This window comes from Desertivirga xinjiangensis (genome assembly GCF_024436435.1).
In the GTDB taxonomy this organism is placed as follows: domain Bacteria; phylum Bacteroidota; class Bacteroidia; order Sphingobacteriales; family Sphingobacteriaceae; genus Desertivirga; species Desertivirga xinjiangensis.
This window is the reverse complement of the sequence record NZ_JAFMZP010000003.1, coordinates 23,889-42,298: the sequence shown is the minus strand read 5'-3', so window position 1 is coordinate 42,298 and position 18,410 is coordinate 23,889. Positions and strand designations below refer to the sequence as shown.

The following is an 18,410-nucleotide window of genomic DNA, read 5'->3' as shown; positions in this document are numbered from 1 at the left end:
CCACTCATTTCTATTGTTATTTTCACGGTTTTTAGCGCCTATTTATTGAAATTAATGGAAATATAACTCTTTTTTAGTGACTAATTAATAAATTAGTACCCAAGCGTCTTGATGTGTGGCTAAATCTGAGTATATTCGTTTGACGCGATAATAAATGGAGAAGGGAATCAGTTTAACCAAAGAATGGAATGCATTTGTGAATAATAAGGATGAACAGGCATATCTGGACATTTACGCTCACTATTATAATTACCTAAACTTTGTTGGTTTAAAAAAAGGATTCAGCCTTGCTAAAGTTAAAGACAGTATAAATGATACCTTCCTCTATTTATGGGAAAATCATGGAAAGATGATTTGTGTTGTACATCATCATAACTACATTATCACAGCCTTCTTACGCAAACTTTACAAAAAGGAAAAATTTAATGCAGGTGATAGCATAGTTTTAGATGATTTACCGGAATTTTTATTGTCGCCATCAGTAGAAGAGACCTATATTACCAAACAAAGTCAGTCAGCGTCAAGCCGTGTGCTGCAAAATTATGTAGAGCAATTGCCGGCAAAACAGCGTCAGTTAATTTATCAAAAATTTTACCTCGGCCTTTCTTATCAGGAGATAGCTGATACCAACGGAATTTCTATTAATACGGTTTACAATACCATTTACAAGGCAGTAGATAAGCTTAAATTACTGTTGGAGAAAGAGCAAACCCCATTGCTCACTTTAGCGATCACTACTATTTTATTTTTATTTGTATTTTTTTTCAAATAGAGTAGTGAAAACACGATTGCTCGCGCTCTATTGTTCAAATTAATAAGACAATTATGCGCGATAGCGATATTCTTTCTTTAATAAAAGATGAAAGCTTTCTTAATTACTGTTTTCGCTCCAACCAGGAAGATGTTGATTATTGGGAAAATTGGCTAAATGAAAATCCTGGCCTTCGGGCAAAAGTTGCAGAACAAAAAGATCTTATCATACAACTAGCTCATCAAAGTCAGAATCGTGAACTGGCTGTTCAGGTTCAGAACATGAAGCAGTTAATCAACCAGCAATCAGCAACAACAAAACATATAGGCGCACGTCAGCTTGTAATAAAGCTTTTGGCTGCTGCAGTTTTAATAGGTGTGGTTACGCTTGGAATCCTATACGTTCAAAATAGCAATAAACCCGATACCCTGGCCAGTTCATCGGAAGTCAAAATAAGAAATAAAGCCCTGTTAACACTGGCAGATGGAAGCAAGGTCGTTCTTGATGATGTAAAAAATGGAACTTCCATCGATGAGAACGGAATCATCATTTCCAAAAATGCGAACGGTCAAATTATATATGATGCATCAGCAGTTTCAAATTCTTCTGATAAGAACGCATACAATACGGTTGCAACCCCTATTGGAGGGCAGTTTGAAGTAATACTGCCAGACGGAACTAAAGTGTTTTTAAATGCTGCATCATCTTTACAATACCCAGTTTCTTTCAATGGTAAGCAGCGTAAGGTTATTCTAAACGGTGAAGGTTATTTTGAAGTAGCAAAGAATAAAAAAATGCCATTTTCTGTTAGTGCAAACGGTGTAGATGTGCAGGTATTGGGTACACATTTTAATATCTCAGCCTATAAAAACGATGATGAAATAAAAACAACCTTAACAGAAGGGTCGGTGAGATTGCAAAAGGGCAGCCATACCACCATGCTAGTGCCCGGACAGCAAGGTATTTCGGTTAAAGATAAATCAGGTATCACAGTTCGTGCAGCTAACCTGGACGACGTGATGGCCTGGCGACAAGGCTTAATAATATTTGATAATGAAGGTATTAGAGAAGTTATGAAAAAAGCTTCCCGTTGGTACGATATAGAAGTAGAATACAACGGTGATTTTACAGACAAAAAGTTTTTTGGCAGAATCTCCAGGTATGACTCTATCAAAGATCTATTAGATAATATGGTTATTACCAGCGGAATTACTTATAAAATAGAAGGAAGGAGAATATTGATTACAGACTAACTTAGAAATTAACACCAGGTTATCTGCAAAAAAAAAACCGGAAACGTTCGCACCGTTTCCGGAATACAGCTTAAAGCTGATGTAGATAACTTAAAGATCGCTTTTCGAGACAATCAATTAAGGAATTACTCAAATGTACAAATTTTCTATTACAAGCTATTGCAGGCGATCCGTCTGCGATAAATCTAAAGTATTGCGTATTATGAAGCTGTCTTTTTTCATATGCCTGATAACATTAATGCAGGTAAGCGCTGCTTCTGTGGGACAAAAGATCAGTCTTACTAAAAATAACGCGAGTTTATCAGAAACACTTCGTGAAATAGGTAACCAGAGCGGCTACAGTATTTTTTACGATGCAGGGTATTTGCTTAGAGCAAAGCCGGTAACTGTAAATTTAAAAGGAGTAGCTTTAGAAGAGGCATTAAAAGCAGTTTTTAGCAAGCAACCTTTTACCTATGCTATTAATAAGCGCACCATCCTTATCACTCCGAAAACTTTAAAAAATCTGGGTGTATCAGCCCCCGATGCACCTGTGCAACCACAGGACGTCCGTACGGTATCCGGGGTGGTAAAAGATGCCGTGTCTGGTGAGACATTACCAGGAGTGTCTATATCCCTGTTATCCACAAATAAGGTGGTCTCCAGCGATAATGATGGAAAATTTAAGATCCAGGTGAGCGGTGTCAACCCTGTTTTAGTTTTCAGATATATCGGATATCAATCTTACTCTACCGCTATAAAAGGAACTACTAGCCTGGAAATTAAGCTTGAAAGAGATCGTGTGAATTTAAGTGAAGTGGTTGTTACCGTAGGGTACGGAACGCAAAGGAAACGGGAGATAACCGGTGCGGTAGGATCTGTTTCGGGCGAACAAATGGAAAGACATGCCCTGGGCGATATCAATACAAGTTTACAGGGAAAGATCGCAGGCCTGCAGATCACCTCCAATTCCGGCGAGCCGGGTGCTGGTGCAACTGTCAGGATCAGGGGTGGTTCATCTCTTAACGGCAGCAGTCAGCCCTTATATATCGTAGATGGTGTGCCTATTAACACGGAAACCTTTAAAGGAGGTTTGAACGACGATGGTTCTACCTTCAGTCCCTTAGCAGATATAAATCCGGCGGATATTGAATCCATCGAAGTATTAAAAGATGGAACAGCATCGATCTACGGATCAAGAGCTTCAAACGGTGTTATTCTGATCACTACCAAAACCGGAAAGGGCGGAAAGAAGCCGGTGTTGCGATTTTCTGCCAATACAAGCATGGCAGAACTTACCAGGTCTGTTGGTGTTTTGAACGGCCCGCAGTGGCGAAGTGCTTATATTGATGCCTATTCAAATAGTACAACTAACCCTATTGCAAAACAATCGGTAATTGATTCGCTGCACCCTTATTATTCTAAATCTATGAACTGGCATGATATCATGTACCGGCAGGCTTTACAATATAAGGCTGACATCAGCGTAAGCGGAGGCTCATCTGATAATAATATAAATTATTACCTGAGTGCAGGGTATAAAAACCTGGATCCTATCATCAAAGAAACCAATTACGAGCAGGCTACTGCAACTGCAAAAGTATATTATACGTTTAGCAAAGCAATATCGGGCAGTTCGTCATTTAACCTTTCCAATACAGACTATACCCGGATATTAACCGGCATGAGCGGTCAGAGTGTTGTTTTTCAGGCATTAAGTACAATGCCTGTATATAATCCTTACGATCCAATATCGGGGCAGTTAATTCCCTTGTTCGAAGGCAGTAAGCCTAACCCTTTGGCCATAGCTCAATTGGCAGCGAACAGGATCAAACGTTTTAGAATGTTTGGTAACCAGGATTTTAAAGTATGGATCGCCAAAAATCTAAGATTTACCACCAGTTTAGGGTTTGACTACGAAAACAGCGACCTTAGCAATTTTACGCCAACAAGCTTATTGCCGCAAGGCCAGTTAAGCAGTTCCTACCTGCAGAATATAAAGTCGTCTTCCTTCATCAACGAGAATTTGTTAACCTACAAACTTAACCTTGATAAAAAGCATAATTTCAATTTCTTACTGGGCCAGTCGTACCAAAAATTCAATACGGATAACCTTGACCTGATAGGAAGAGGATTGCCGGATGCCCAATTGACAAACGTAGCAGCGGCAGCCGTACTTTCAACCTATACACAAAACATTTCACAGCACTCGCTATTATCATTTTTTACAAGAGCAAATTACGATTATAAAGGAAAATACCTTTTTTCTGCCTTGCTAAGGCGTGACGGATCATCCAGATTCGGGACAAACAACAGGTTCGGTTATTTCCCATCCGCATCGGCAGGCTGGAGATTTAGTGAAGAAGCATTTTTCAAAAAGTTTGAGTTTTTAGATGATGCCAAACTACGAGGAAGTTTTGGAATTACTGGAAATCAGTCTATTGGAAATTATGCGGGTCAGGGCGGTTACGTAAACAATGGTTCATATCTGGGCCAGAACGCTGTAATCCTATCCGGCTTTCCAAATCCATTGTTAAAATGGGAGTCAACATCGCATAGTAATATCGGTCTCGACCTGTCATTCCTTAAAAACCGGATAGTATTTACCACCGACGCCTACCTGAAGAAAACCAAAGATCTCTTGTTTGATGTCAGCGTGCCCGGTACTACAGGTGTAAGCACCATTCCCGGAAATTTTGGCTCATTAGAAAATAAAGGTATCGAAGCTACGCTGACAACGGTGAATGTTGTCGCACCTTTTAAATGGTCAACTACCTTCACATTTGCTTTGAACAGAAGTAAAATCCTATCTCTTCCAGATGGGCAGGACTACCGGCCAAACCTATTTAATATGGCCAGAGTAGGTGAACCGGTAGGGGTATTCTATGGCTTGAGATCTTTGGGAGTTTATGCCAGAGATGAAGATAACGTATACACCAGGGACGAAACCACTGGGATGGTAACACAGTATAGACAAGGTTCTTCCAATGGTAGAATCTTTGAAGGAGGAGATGTGATATGGGAAGATCTTAATAAAGACGGGGTGATTAACGACGATGATCTTCAAATCATTGGAAATCCGAACCCCGACTTCACAGGAGGATTGCAAAACGATTTCAGTTATAAAAGTTTCACCTTGGGCTTTTTGTTTACCTATAGCCTTGGCGGAGACGTATTTAATGAGTTAAAGCGCAATTTAGACTCGTCGCAGAATGACCAGAATTTTTCAACCGATCAGCTGCGGAGATGGAGGAACCAGGGCGATATTACAGATATTCCCAAGTTGGTAAAAACAGATCCGATGCTGAATTATGTAGTTTCCAGCAGGTTTGTTGAAGATGCCTCATTTGTAAGGTTACAGAATATTGCACTCAGCTACAAACTTCCAAACAGGATAGTTTCAAAGTTCAAGCTGACGGGAGCAAGCCTGGGCTTAAGTGCCGCCAACCTGTTCACACTGGGTTCTTACACAGGATATGATCCGGAAGTAAGTTCATCAACAAATTCACTCTCTGCAGGTGTCGACAGAGGCGCATTCCCAAGAACCAGGTCATACAATTTTTCTTTAAACATTAATTTATAATACGATGAATGTTCAGATAAAATTATCGCTATATCTTATTATGGTATTAATGATAGCCGGAGGCTGTAAAAAAGCGCTTGATCTTAATCCCATCACAGAATACTCCAATGCTAATTTCTGGAAAGAGACTACGCAGGCAACAGCGGCATTAAATGGTGCTTATACGCTTCTACAGGCTGCAATGGCGCCCGAAGGAGTTTTTTACGGCGAGGCCAGGGCTGATAACGTTGCACAAAACCCGATCTCATTAAACACCGAGACATTAAATCTTTTGACAAATAATCTTAATTCAAGTTTGCGAATTACCAGCTGGAGTCAGTTCTACGCGGTTGTGAACCAAACGAATTTGATCATTAAAAATGTCAAGCTGATGAAGGATCAGGGATTATACTTCAATAAAACAACTGATTATAATCAGGTTATGGGACAAGCATTTGCATTAAGAGCACTTTGCTATTTCTATATGACTCGCATTTGGGGCGAACTGCCCCTGGTTACAGAGCCATTAAAAGACGCTACCGATAATTTTTACGTAGGAAGGTCTGACACAGCTCTTGTTTATCAAAGAATTGAAGCCGATTTAGATACCGCGTCGACTCTATTGCCGGGTAGCTTCACTCCTTCACAAACAACCAAAGCTTTATTAACACTAGGTGCTGTGAATGCACTGTACACCGATCTTTATATGTGGAGGCATCAGTACGATAAGGCCCTGGCTGCTTCGCAGAGGGTTATCTCCAACGTTTCAAATTACACCCTTACATCACTGAGTGATGCCACCACCTTAGAGAATACCTCTTATGCTAAGCAGTTCACTACCGGCTTCTCATCAGAATCTATCTTCGAGATCGACTATAATTTCGCTGAGCGGGGTACAAGATCACTTTACATCCAGGTGTACGGCGATGTCGGTTTCCAGCCCGCCTTCCAGATCAGTGAGCAATTGATGTCAAAGTTTTCGCCCAGCGATAAGAGAGCCAGCATTATCTACGATGATAAAAGGAATATCCTGAAGTTTTTTGAAAAAACAGGTTTCCAGAGGAGTACGATGGATGACAAGAACATTATCATGTACAGGTTATCCGATATCCTGCTGCTTAGAGCCGAAGCCCTGAACAAAAAGAGCCTGGTTCCTGATGCAATTGCCATAGTTAACCAGATGAGAGTAAGAGCTGGAGTAGCCGCTCTGCTCCCTGCAGATTATGCCGGATTAAACGAAAGTGAGATCGAGGATATTATATTGAATGAGCGTGCCAGGGAACTTTGTTTTGAAGGCAAACGCTGGTTCGATTTGGTAAGAACTGGTAAGGCAATCAGCGTGATGGAGCCCTTTAACAATAACAGTCTGAATGATCCGGATAATTATGTATGGCCGATCTACATTAATGAGATCAGGATCAATCCCCTGCTAAAACAAAATTCATATTACCAATAATCAAATTATTATGAATAGGAAATTAATATTCAATGTATTGATCCTCGCTATTTTCAGTTTCGGGTTCGGTTGCGGGAAATTGGAGTTTTTAAAAAACGAACAATTGGAAGCAGTAGATGCTGGTTCCAATTTAAAGGGGGTAACATTTAGCGAATATCTGGCTCTTGATCACAGTAAGGATCTAACTAACCTGAACTTATATGCAGATGCTATTAGAATTGCCGGCTTATCCGATTATCTGAACAAGCCTGAAGATTATACCGTGTTGTTTTTAACTAATCAGGCCGTAGCTAGTATGGTAAGGAGTCTTGGTTACGAGTATTTGGCTGAGGTACCACCCGTAGTACTAAAAAATATCTTATCAGACCATATCTTTAAAGGCCGTTTACGTTCCTTCGATCTGACACTTGGAGAAACCAGAAAAATGGAAACCATAAATGGCAGTTTTATTTACTATACCCGAAGCGCTACAAGTTCAAACGAATATATTCTTACCGCCAACAATTCCAGCGACTTGAATGCTCCGGCTGCGGTGATAAGGAGCCAGAATTTAGAGTTCAAAAATGGTATTGCTCACGTCTCTGATCAGTTTACCTTTTACAAGCTGAAAGATGCCGTTCCTGATGCTCCCTCTGGCTCTGTTGGAAATCAAACGGATATAATCGACGTAACTAAAGACCTCTTTATTCAAAACGGTACAGCAAACAGGGCGAAGAACTTCAACAATGCAACCAGTATTGATATGAAAAACTCGAATGGAAAGGATGTATCGGTAGACCGTATGGGATTATTTCAGTTTCCTCTAAGAACTCCGACCTTCGGCAATAAAATAGGATTGGCTAAAATTAATTTTTACGTTTATTTCACGGGACTGGCTTCGTCCTTAAATGCGTATGCAGGCGCAAATACCGATTTTGATGAAACAACGGTGACCTGGCAAACAGCACCTTCTTACGACCGGGTAAGTTTAGCCAACGTTTCGTTAAATGCATCATATGTTGGATGGATTTCGATGGATGTTACCTCGCAGGTCAATCAGCTTTATGGAGCTAACAGAACCTTCCTGAATATTCTGATGAATCACAATAATGATAATTTCGTCAAGATCTATCCAAGGGAGTATTCAGCCGGCAGGTATAAAGCATATTTAAGCCTGTCAAGTCCGCCGCCTACCATATTGAGTTTCGGGTCGGTAGCTCCGTTAAACATCGATCGTTCGCTTGGTTTTGCCAAATTAACTACTAGCGAACTAAAAATGACTGGTACGGCTGATAAGAACATCAGTTACATCGTTACCAGAGTTCCTGAAAATGGCTACCTGGTAAAATATGGGATACCACTACCAGTAAACGCAAGTTTCTCACAAACGGACTTAGCCAATGGATCCATAAAATACCTGTTTAAAGGAACCGGATCCACAGACGAGATTGAAGTAGAAGCAAAAGATCACAACGGAGGGTATTATGAAGCACCTCTAAAAATCACCATCAATATTCAGTAATAGATGAAAAATAAGACATTAATGTTGCTGCTCATTTTTGGGCAGCTTGGCACTGTCATGGCCATATCCTGCAAGGAAACAGAGACAAGCAAGCCACTGGCACGTTCAGGAAGTAACTTTTACATCGACTCCAAAAACGGCGATGATACCAACAATGGTAAAACACCTGAAAAGGCCTGGAAGACACTGGATAAGGTAAATAATTTTGAGTTTATTGCTGGTGATTCCATCTTATTCAAATCTGGCGATGTATGGAACGGGCAACTAAAACCAAAAGGTTCCGGCAGTCAATTATCACCAATTGTTGTATCTGTTTACGGGGGCTCGAAAAAAGCCCTGTTGGATGGCCAGGGCGCCGTAGACGAAGTTGTCAAACTGGAGGATATAGATTACTGGGAAGTAAACAATTTAGAGATCACCAACAATACCACGGCAGTTGGAAGCAGGTTAGGTGTGTTAATTAAAGATAATGGTGGTAACCGTAAACATATTCATCTCAAAAATCTCTACATACATGACATCATGGGCGATTACTCTTTCGAGATGAAAGGGAAAAATACCGGTGGAATAGGAATTGTAGGAACTGCCGCCAGCAAATTTGACGATATCTTAATCGAGGACTGTGAAATCGCAAACGTGGTACGACTGGCTATTTTTTCAAATCTTACCGACGGCTCTAAAGCCGTAAAAGGGAACAGGCCTATTACCAACTTTGTGATCAGACGTAACAAAATCCACCACTGTGCGGGTGACGGAGTTATTGTACGCTACGCTTACCGGGCACTCATAGAGCATAATCAGGTATGGGAAACGCACAATGCTTCCGAAGACCTGGTCAGGTATGGCGTAGCGCTTTGGTGCCGCAGTACAGATGAGGCAACGTTTCAGTACAACGAGGTTTACAATACCAGAGGCGGCAAAGACGGACAAGCTTTTGACGCTGATGAAGATGCTTACCGAACCGTTATTCAATACAATTATTCTCACGATAACGAGGGTGGCTTCGTACTGATAACGAGTACCTCTGAAGATGCCATTGTGCGACATAATATCAGTGTAAACGATGGCATTAAAGGATTGCATGTGTTTGATTTTCCGGTTTGGGCTAATCATACCAGGGGTACGGCAATTGTACATAATAACACCATTGTGCTACGTAAAGACTATGAAAGTGTGGTTATCTCTGACGAAGCCCTGGCGACCTCGAAGTTTTATAATAACATTTTCTATCACGCGGGACAGGGAGAACTGTCTGTCAAATCAGGAGGTCAGAGTGCTGTATTTAAAAACAACGCTTACTACGGATATGATAAGTTTTATGTCAAAGACGAAAAGGGCATTTATGAAGACCCACAATTCGTCAATCCACTTTCCTATCAAATCGGCTTTGCCCACACCGAGGGTTTTAAACTGAAAGCTTCCAGTGGAGTGATAAACAAAGGTATCCCTAAAACGGAGATGGAAGGCAATTACTGGTTGAGTGATCTGGGAGCCAAAGATTTTTACGGCACCGACATCAATTACTCGAAATTCTCAATGGGAGCTTTTCAGGTCAAATAAGTCGTTACACAACATATTGATACATAAACAAAGACATAATATGATTAAGAAATATATTATCACAGGACTATTATTTGCCATTACTTTAGGTGCAAATGCTCAGAAAACATATTGGGCCGAAGCCGGTACCTTTGATTCTAAAGGCAGTACCTGGATCTACAATTTAGGTAAAGGAACCGGTAACGCCGGAGACAAGTTTGAAAGCGGAGAATCGTCAAAGACATCTGTTTCATCTACCGCCACACCTGGGTTTTTAGCCTATCCGCCTTCCGGATTTGCATCGGTTACTACCGGAATTAATGCCGGCGGATCTTTCCGGATAACTGGCAAGAACGAAGCCGCAAAGTTAACTATAGATGCTTCCAGCAACTCAAATGCAAATAAGTTAGCAGTTTATGATATTTCCAAAGCAAGCCCGGTATCCAGTTTATTCTTTACGCTTTCATTTAATGAGAACAATCCCACTAATGGAGCTATCGTGTTCGGAATCGGGCATGCAAGAGGCAATAATATTTTTAAAAATGCGACTTCCTTAACCGGCGCAGATGCTACCGGCCTGTTTGCAGCCTTAAGATGGGAGTTTAGCACAAATAATAATGTGTTCTTCTCTTACCGGACACTGACCAACAGCTACACCTACAAGTTAATAAGCCCAAGCGTGTTCAAAAAGACGGATGAGCATAAAGTAGAATTATACCTAAATAATTCTTTAGCAGAACAGACCTATACCCGTGGCGGTAAAGGCTATACCCTGGCGAAGTCAACACTAAACATTTGGGTTAACGGAAACTTAGTAAGTGCTGAAGCTGGAGCAGGCATACCTGCCAGCGGGGAATTAGCACCTGAAGCCCCGTTAAACAGCTTCCTGTTCCAGGGATATCATAGCAAAGGCCCCTTTGCCAATGCGCTGTCAATAACCCTTGGAAATCTTCAATATAATTCTGTTAAATAAAATTACCGGTTATGAAAAAGCTATTCTCAACAATATTAGTTCTCATGATAGTTTGTGCAACCGAAGCAAACGCCCAGGGCACCTGGATGGGACAGGGTGCATCAGACTTTACGTATGATTTCGGAGCAGGTACTGGTTCAGGTACTACTTATAACGGAGCCGCTACTGCGAAATCATCCGTATCAAGCTCTGAAGTCCCGGGTTTTTTACCTTACCCAAGTTCTGGTTTTTCAAGAGTGTATACTGGAGCTGCCGCTTCAACAGGTGGTTTTACCATTAGTAATCCCGGCAGTTCTCCAGCGTCACTCAGTTTAACCGCCAGTAATTCCACCTCTGCGCCCAATAAGTTTTCTGTTTATAACGTTGCTGATTTAAGCGCTGTAACAAGCTCTTTTTTCACGGTCTCGTTTGGCAATACCAATGCTACAACAGGTGCACTGACCTATGCATTTGGAAATAGTGCCTCAGGAACTGAAGGCAACAATATATTTAATAATGGCTCGATCCTGCAGGGAGGAGCCAATGCCGGGATATTTAATTACCTAAGATGGGATATGACCGCTACAACCATCACTTTCTCTTACAGGGGAACTGATGGGGCTGCTATTACCATTAACTCAAGCACTTTCAGTAAAAGCGGCGGACCATACAACGTGGAAGTTTATGCCAATAATCACACATCGCCCCAGGAGTATACTCGCAGCAGCGTGAATTATACTCTGCCCTCAGGAACGTTTAATATCTGGGTAAATGGTGCAAGAATTACAGGTTCCGCTTCATTGGTTAATTTCCCAAGAACCGGAGAGTTGGCATTAGGCGCTCCTTTAAACAGCTTTTTGCTGCAAGGACTAAGAAGTACAACGGGGGCCCTGGCTCCCATTACCGTAGGAAACTTTAATATCAAATACGTTCCAACAAGTACCTTACCCGTTTCTTTAAGGGGACTCAAAGCTGTAAGAAGCAATACCACAGCAAGGTTGACCTGGCAAACCCTATCAGAAAGAAGTAATGCTCATTTTGAGATCCTGAGAAAGAACACATCTTCGGATGATTTTGAGTACATCGGAAAAGTCTCAGGAGAAGGGAACTCTGATGATGTAATCAATTACAGCTTTACTGACTTTAATCCCATAGCAGGTGTAAATTATTACCAGCTGAAACAAGTAGACAAAGATGGCAAGACTACACTCTTCGGCGAGACTGTTTCTGTGAGTTTCGAATTAACAGAAGAGATCAAATTTTCGCAAAATGCAGGGAAGATAAGTCTCACCGTATTCGCTGAAACAGGTGGTAACGGAAACCTTTTAATCTCTGATATATCCGGCAGGAAGGTACTGGCTCAGTCTTTAACCTACAAAAAGGAATTTAACAATTACAGTTACGACTTAAACAATGCACCTTCCGGTATCTATGTTGTTAATATTTCAGTCGGTAACCACAGCAAAAGTTTCAAGTTCATTAAATAAAAACAACCGTGTTAAAAAGGTATTTTTTTCTATTCCTGATTTTAGTAAACGCTAAATTCCTGTTCGGTCAGAACCCTCAGTCAGGTACCGGTTTTGCGATAAGAGGCTTCCACCTGGATCTAAGGATCCAGGTGATGAAAATGCCTGCCCTCAGGGAATTTGCCCTGAAGTTGAGTAAGAATGGGATCAACACCCTGGTTATGGAGTGGGAGGCTACTTATCCCTTTGAAAACCACCCGCTCATCCCTAACAGGTTTGCGTACACCAGGGAAGAGGTAAGATCATTTGTGGCTTACTGCAAAAGCCTGGGAATTGATGTAATTCCTTTGCAGCAAAGTTTCGGACACGTAGAATACATCTTACGCAATTACCGGTATAAGAAACAACGGGAAGACCAGAAAGACTTTTCACAGGTTGACCCTTTGGAAGAGCAATTGAATAAGGCGCTTTTCGAAGATCTGTATAAAGATCTGATCTCCACTCACGATTCACCTTATATCCATATAGGCGGAGATGAAACCTACCTGCTAGGTCGTTCCGAAAGATCGAAAAAAAAGGCCCTTGAAGTGGGTAAAGGACGATTATACGGAGATTACATTAAAATTTTATGTGATCTGGTAGTAGGTTTAGGGAAGCGCCCTGTATTATGGGCCGATATCGCCCTGCACTATCCCGACGCTCTGAAAGGTTTACCTAAGGAAACCATTTTTGTAGATTGGAATTACGGCTGGGATACTAATATGTTTGGAGATCACGAAAAGCTGATGAAAAGCGGCTTTGAAATTTGGGGCTCGCCTGCCATAAGAAGTCATCCGGACAACTATATGCTGACGCAATGGGAAAAGCATTTCAAAAACGTCCGTGATTTTATACCAACGGCCCGCAACTTCGGGTATAAAGGAATGGTCATGACTTCCTGGTCAACTTCCGGACTGTATTCAACAGAGTGGGAAACAACCAAAGATATTGTGGATTTAAAGGCAATCAGGCGGGTGTACCCCATCAGCGGTTTTAATATCTTAATCGATGCCTATTTTGAAGCATTAAAATCTCTCACAGCCCTTGAACCCAACAAGTTTGTAAAAGCTTATGCAAGAAATACCTACGGTTTCAATGAACCAGATGCTGGAAAGTTTTGGGCCGCATTGGTAAGAGCGCCCTACGAAGTAAACCAGGGCGTCATCAGTCAAGCCTCGGTATCGATAGAACAATTGCTCGACAGTGCTAAACGAAGTCTTAATGATTTTAAAACCTTAAAGCCTGTTAGGAACAAAGCTGAATTTGAACATTACAGGCTAATGGCCGAAATCAGAACGCAGTACCTAAGCTATATGGCTATTGAGATGGAATTAAACACGCCTGGTTTTGATAGAGCAAGAATGCCGGAATTACTGAGACAACTAAAAGAGCTTGATACCAAAAAGATCGATGCCCGGTTTAAGAAGTTAAATAAAGACATGCTATACGATGGCGAAGTAGCTCAGGAAAACGAGCTCAGGAATGCCAAAATAAAATTGCTGATACAAAGGTTGTCCCGACTAAAATAACATAGTAAATTAAAGTAGACTAGATGAGAAGTATAACGTGTGTTCTGTTTTTTAGTTTTTTTACCTTTTTCACCTTGTGCAGCGTGTTTGGCTTCGCTAAACAACCAGGCGTGCAATTAAGCCTCACATGGCAACCCATTGAAAATAATTACCTGGGTAAAGAACAGGCGCTCTCTGTTCTTGAGATAAAAAATACAGGTACGTCCATCTTGCCAAAAGCTGGCTGGCGACTATATTTCAATTTTGTCAGGATCATTACTCCCAAAAACGAAGCAAACCCATTAGATGTAAAACATATTAACGGTGATCTGTCCTGTTTTACGCCCGGCAAAGAATTTGAAGGACTTAGACCGGGAGAAAGCATCAGGTATGAGATGGTTTCCAACTCCTGGATAGTAAACAAATCAGACGCGCCCCAGTGCTTTTACCTGGTATGGGATCAGACCAAAGCTATACAAGCATTAGGTGATGTGAAGTTACTGAGACCGGCTGACGCCAGGAAGTTTTATAGAATTGGCGGAGACAAAGAGATCTCATCCGGGATGATCTTCGAGGACAATCAAAAAGTTGCAGACATTCCGGAAAAGCAATTGATAAAAATCTTCCCGACACCTAAATATTACCAGGAAAAACCTGGTACATTTTCCATTGATGAGAAGATTGAAATAGCTTATGATGCCCAATTTGCCAGCGAGGCCAGACTGCTTTCTGAAGAACTGTCTAAATACCTTGGAAAGAACATCCGTTATGAAGTTCTAAGCCCGGCAAAAAAACCGTTAAATAGCCCGGCTATTATCTTAAAATCAGCTAGTTTAAAGAATGAAGCTTACGAGCTTACTGTAGCCTCCAATCAGTTGATCATTTCCGCCGGTACGCCAGCTGGTGCCTTTTATGGCATGCAAACCTTAAAAACACTGCTAGACCCTAAGCTCCTTCCAAACCGTAAAAATAAAACGATCATTTTACCACAGTTCGAAGTCAAAGACGAACCACGGTTTCCCTATCGGGGTTTTATGTTAGACGTTGCCAGAAATTTTCAAACTAAAGCTGAAATAATAAGGCTTTTAGACGTTCTCTCATTATACAAGATCAACACCTTCCATTTTCATTTAAATGATGATGAAGGCTGGCGATTAGAGATTCCATCCTTCCCTGAACTGACAGCGTTTTCGGCTACGCGTGCGCATATCTTCGAAGATGAAAAACATTTACCACCCTCCTACGGGTCCGGGCCGTTTGCAGATAAAAACTCAGGCTCGGGATATTATTCCAAAGACGATTTTATCGAAATACTTAAATATGCCGCAGCACGCCACATCACTGTTATTCCGGAGATTGAAACGCCCGGACATGCCAGGGCCGCAATAAAAGCAATGGATTACAGGTACCGCAAGTACATGGCGCAAGGTAAAGTTGCCGAGGCAGAAAAATATCTTTTACATGATGTGAACGACAGATCCATTTATAGGTCGGTACAAAAGTGGAATGATAATGTTATCGACGTGTCTATGCCATCCGTTTACAATTTTTTAGAAGCTGTTACAGATGATATCATTGAACTCTATGGACAAGCCGGAGCGCCATTAAAAACCATACATTTTGGCGGGGATGAAGTACCGAACGGAGTATGGGAGCAGTCGCCGTCTTTTGCAGCATTGAAGCTAAAAAATAATAACATTAAGAGTACGGCTGATGTATGGGACCTTTATTTTGAGAAGGTCAATAACATGCTAAAAACCAAAGGGCTCTACCTGTCGGGCTGGGAGGAAGTAGGCTTAACAAAACAGATGGTTGACGGAAAGAAAAAATGGCTTGTTAACCCAAAATTTGCTAATGATAACGTTCACCTGAACGTCTGGAATAACCTGCTGGGGAATGAAGATCTGGCATACAGGCTAGCCAATTCCGGCTACAAGGTTATTATATCCTTTGTAAGCAATTTCTATTTTGATATGGCTTACCATAAAAGTTTTGAAGAGCCAGGCTTCTACTGGGGCGGACTTACCGAACTCGACAAACCGTTTAGTTTTATTCCATTCGATTACCTTAGGAACCAGCAAAAGAATTATTTGGGCCGGCAACTTAGCGAACAGATCCTGAGTCGGGCCATTAAACCAACCGATACCGGAAAAGAGAATATCATCGGATTACAAGGCCAGATTTGGTCTGAAACAATTAAGAATAAAGATCAACTGGAATACCTTTTAATGCCTCGCTTGCTCGCGCTGGCAGAAAGAGCATGGGCACGAAGTCCGGATTGGGCAGAAGAAAAAGACAAGGATATTGCCAAGCAGCTTTACAACCAGTCTTTATCTCAATTTTTTAATGTTCTCGGAAAGCGGGAATTGCGAAGGTTGGATCATTATGCCGGTGGATTCGCTTACCGGATACCTCAGCCGGGACTAAAAAAAGACGGCGATAAGGTATTGGCTAATATTCAGCTTCCGGGCTTTGTGATAAGGTTCACTACCGATGGGTCTTTACCTAGTGCCAAAAGCCCGGTGTATACAGGACCGGTTAAAGATAACGGGAATTTAGTTTTTTCAGCTTTCAATTCAGTTGGAAGATCCGGTAAGCCATCAAAACTTGAATAAACATGGTACTTAAGGACAATTAATAAAAGGCATGGATGCCGATGTGGATCTTTTCGATAAGGAAATAAACACCGATACCACTATTTGGTACTAAAATGTAAGTTTGTAGCCATATGGCTAAAACAGAGAACTTGTAATCGAAGTCCCTGACGAAATAATAATGAACCAAATTTATTATGTCAGAGGTCAAAAAGCAATGATAGATAATGATTTGGCGGAATTGTACCAGGTGGAAACTAAGCAGCTTAACAGGTAAGACGTAATGCAGGTCGTTTTCCCGGAGACTTTATGTTTGAGTTAAGTCAGCAAGAATATAGTTTTTTAAGGAGCCAGAATGACACCTTAAAGCAAGGCGCACATGCTAAGTATCTTCCAATGGCATTACTGAACAGGTGTGGCCATGCTATCAAACGTATTAAACAGTGCGAGGTCGAAAGGTCTATACAGATCATTCGTATCTTCACATGGATACAGCAAATGCTGGTCAATAATACAGAACTCCGTTTTGAGGTGGAAAAAATAAAAGAGAAACAAAACCTGGATGCACTGTTAGCGAAAAAGGAGGAAAAACCCAAAGCATATATTCCCGTAGGATTTAAGCTGAGGAGAATAGTAGCAGCTAGGATTGGGCGCAAAGGAGAGTAATCTCCTAACTGAATACAATTCCTATCAATCCTTAGGGAACTCAATATCTCCTTTAGGCAGCTCAACTATTGAAACTGGCCAGGGCTCTGATTTAGGTTTCGGGTTTTCCGCTCTTGCCTTTTGCGGCACTTTTTTAGGTGCACCAGCTTTTTCATAAAGCCTGCTGATCTCTCTCAATATCCTGTTCCCCAAATAAATGAGTTCAATTACCCTGTAGGCCGGAGTTTCCTCATCCTTGGCTTCAGCAACTTCGCTTTCGCCTGCAACCTGCCAGGCTCCGATCAGTTCCGAGGGACTCCAGGCCAGAGAATTTATGGTTTCTAAACCTCCGAATCCATCATCTTTATAGCCATGGATGGACATGCTTAGCATCACTAGCCGGCCTTTAATCGCTGCATCTTCCAGCCGGATCACTCCACCCTCAAAATCCTGCATGTAAGCTATTTTTATTTCCTTCACGCTGTTATAGCAATAAACTTCCTTTTTAAAGTCGAAGGCAATTGCTACAAAGCGAAGGGCATATTGGGTATTACTATCGCCCGGGCCTTTGATGTCATAAATGCTGATGGGGGGAAGGTTAATACAGATTTTGTTTTCCGCATCCAGGTAAGTCTGGGGCCTGGCGCGCAATACCTTATCCATCGCCGAGTTATTGTTGAACTGGAAGCCTTCCAGGAAGCTGAGATCAGCATCGTGCACATCTCTCTCTCCGCACGCTTTCCGGCTGGCCGATACGCCGTTTCTTACGGCAGAATTCAGACGATTGATCATTTGCCCGTCATACCCGCTGTAGGTATGGCCAAAAGCATGCCTGATTGCTTTGGCTGTAGTGCTGCACAAGCCAAATTCCAGGCCGCTTGCTTTACTGGCAAGGGTTTGCTTAAACTCTTTTGGTTTACCCTGTATCACTTGCCGATTACGGTATCCTTTGTAAACGTTATTTGCCATCGATCCGTGAAGGATCCCTTTTTTATCTATGATTGCCATTGTTTATTTCCTCCTTTTTTGTGTAAATATTTTATACATTCTGAGTGTAAAAATAAACGTTCTTCCATTGATGGTCAATGATTTAAGAGGCTTTTAGGTGAAAATAATCAGAATGGCAAAATAATTCCCTGCTAAGATGTGATGTTCGCGCCCTTCT

Annotated in this window: 11 protein-coding genes and 1 pseudogene; 11 read left to right on the top strand and 1 reads right to left on the bottom strand. The window is 41.5% G+C overall.

Translation table 11 applies throughout. The features are described 5' to 3' along the window. Positions 1-196 precede the first annotated feature (196 nt). From J3P37_RS08370 to J3P37_RS08320, 11 genes and pseudogenes are all read left to right on the top strand, one after another. Positions 197-772 (top strand): RNA polymerase sigma factor, encoded by a 576-nt coding sequence (locus J3P37_RS08370; protein WP_256010651.1) that lies wholly within the window; start codon positions 197-199, stop codon positions 770-772. Between the two features lie 53 nt (positions 773-825). After that, entirely contained in the window at positions 826-2,004 is a 1,179-nt protein-coding gene (locus J3P37_RS08365) for a FecR family protein (RefSeq protein WP_256010650.1), read from the top strand. A gap of 202 nt (positions 2,005-2,206) precedes the next feature. Beyond that, the gene (locus J3P37_RS08360) at positions 2,207-5,566 is read left to right on the top strand and encodes a TonB-dependent receptor (RefSeq protein WP_256010649.1); all 3,360 of its coding nucleotides are present in this window, start codon (positions 2,207-2,209) and stop codon (positions 5,564-5,566) included. A 4-nt stretch (positions 5,567-5,570) separates the two neighbouring features. Beyond that, a complete protein-coding gene (locus tag J3P37_RS08355; RefSeq protein ID WP_256010648.1) occupies positions 5,571-7,001 on the top strand; it encodes a RagB/SusD family nutrient uptake outer membrane protein in 1,431 nt (476 codons plus the stop codon). A 10-nt stretch (positions 7,002-7,011) separates the two neighbouring features. Continuing rightward, positions 7,012-8,502: a CBM96 family carbohydrate-binding protein gene (locus tag J3P37_RS08350; RefSeq protein WP_256010647.1), complete on the top strand. Its 1,491-nt coding sequence runs from the start codon at positions 7,012-7,014 to the stop codon at positions 8,500-8,502. A 3-nt stretch (positions 8,503-8,505) separates the two neighbouring features. Next, positions 8,506-10,062 carry a right-handed parallel beta-helix repeat-containing protein gene (locus tag J3P37_RS08345; protein ID WP_256010646.1) on the top strand — a complete coding sequence of 519 codons (1,557 nt, stop codon included), beginning with the start codon at positions 8,506-8,508 and terminating at the stop codon, positions 10,060-10,062. Positions 10,063-10,102: 40 nt separating this feature from the next. After that, positions 10,103-11,014 carry a hypothetical protein gene (locus J3P37_RS08340; RefSeq protein WP_256010645.1) on the top strand — a complete coding sequence of 304 codons (912 nt, stop codon included), beginning with the start codon at positions 10,103-10,105 and terminating at the stop codon, positions 11,012-11,014. 11 nt (positions 11,015-11,025) lie between these two features. Beyond that, complete coding sequence (locus tag J3P37_RS08335; RefSeq protein ID WP_256010644.1) at positions 11,026-12,480, top strand: T9SS type A sorting domain-containing protein; 1,455 nt, start codon at positions 11,026-11,028, stop codon at positions 12,478-12,480. Between the two features lie 8 nt (positions 12,481-12,488). Further along, complete coding sequence (locus J3P37_RS08330) at positions 12,489-14,027, top strand: beta-N-acetylhexosaminidase (protein ID WP_256010643.1); 1,539 nt, start codon at positions 12,489-12,491, stop codon at positions 14,025-14,027. A gap of 23 nt (positions 14,028-14,050) precedes the next feature. Then, positions 14,051-16,621, top strand: coding sequence for a family 20 glycosylhydrolase (locus J3P37_RS08325; RefSeq protein ID WP_256010642.1), 2,571 nt, complete (start codon positions 14,051-14,053; stop codon positions 16,619-16,621). 160 nt (positions 16,622-16,781) lie between these two features. Further along, positions 16,782-17,266: pseudogene (locus J3P37_RS08320) on the top strand (ORF6N domain-containing protein). 24 nt (positions 17,267-17,290) lie between these two features. Here J3P37_RS08320 and J3P37_RS08315 read toward each other — a convergent pair. Further along, positions 17,291-18,253 carry a hypothetical protein gene (locus J3P37_RS08315; RefSeq protein ID WP_256010641.1) on the bottom strand — a complete coding sequence of 321 codons (963 nt, stop codon included), beginning with the start codon at positions 18,251-18,253 and terminating at the stop codon, positions 17,291-17,293. Positions 18,254-18,410: the final 157 nt, after the last annotated feature.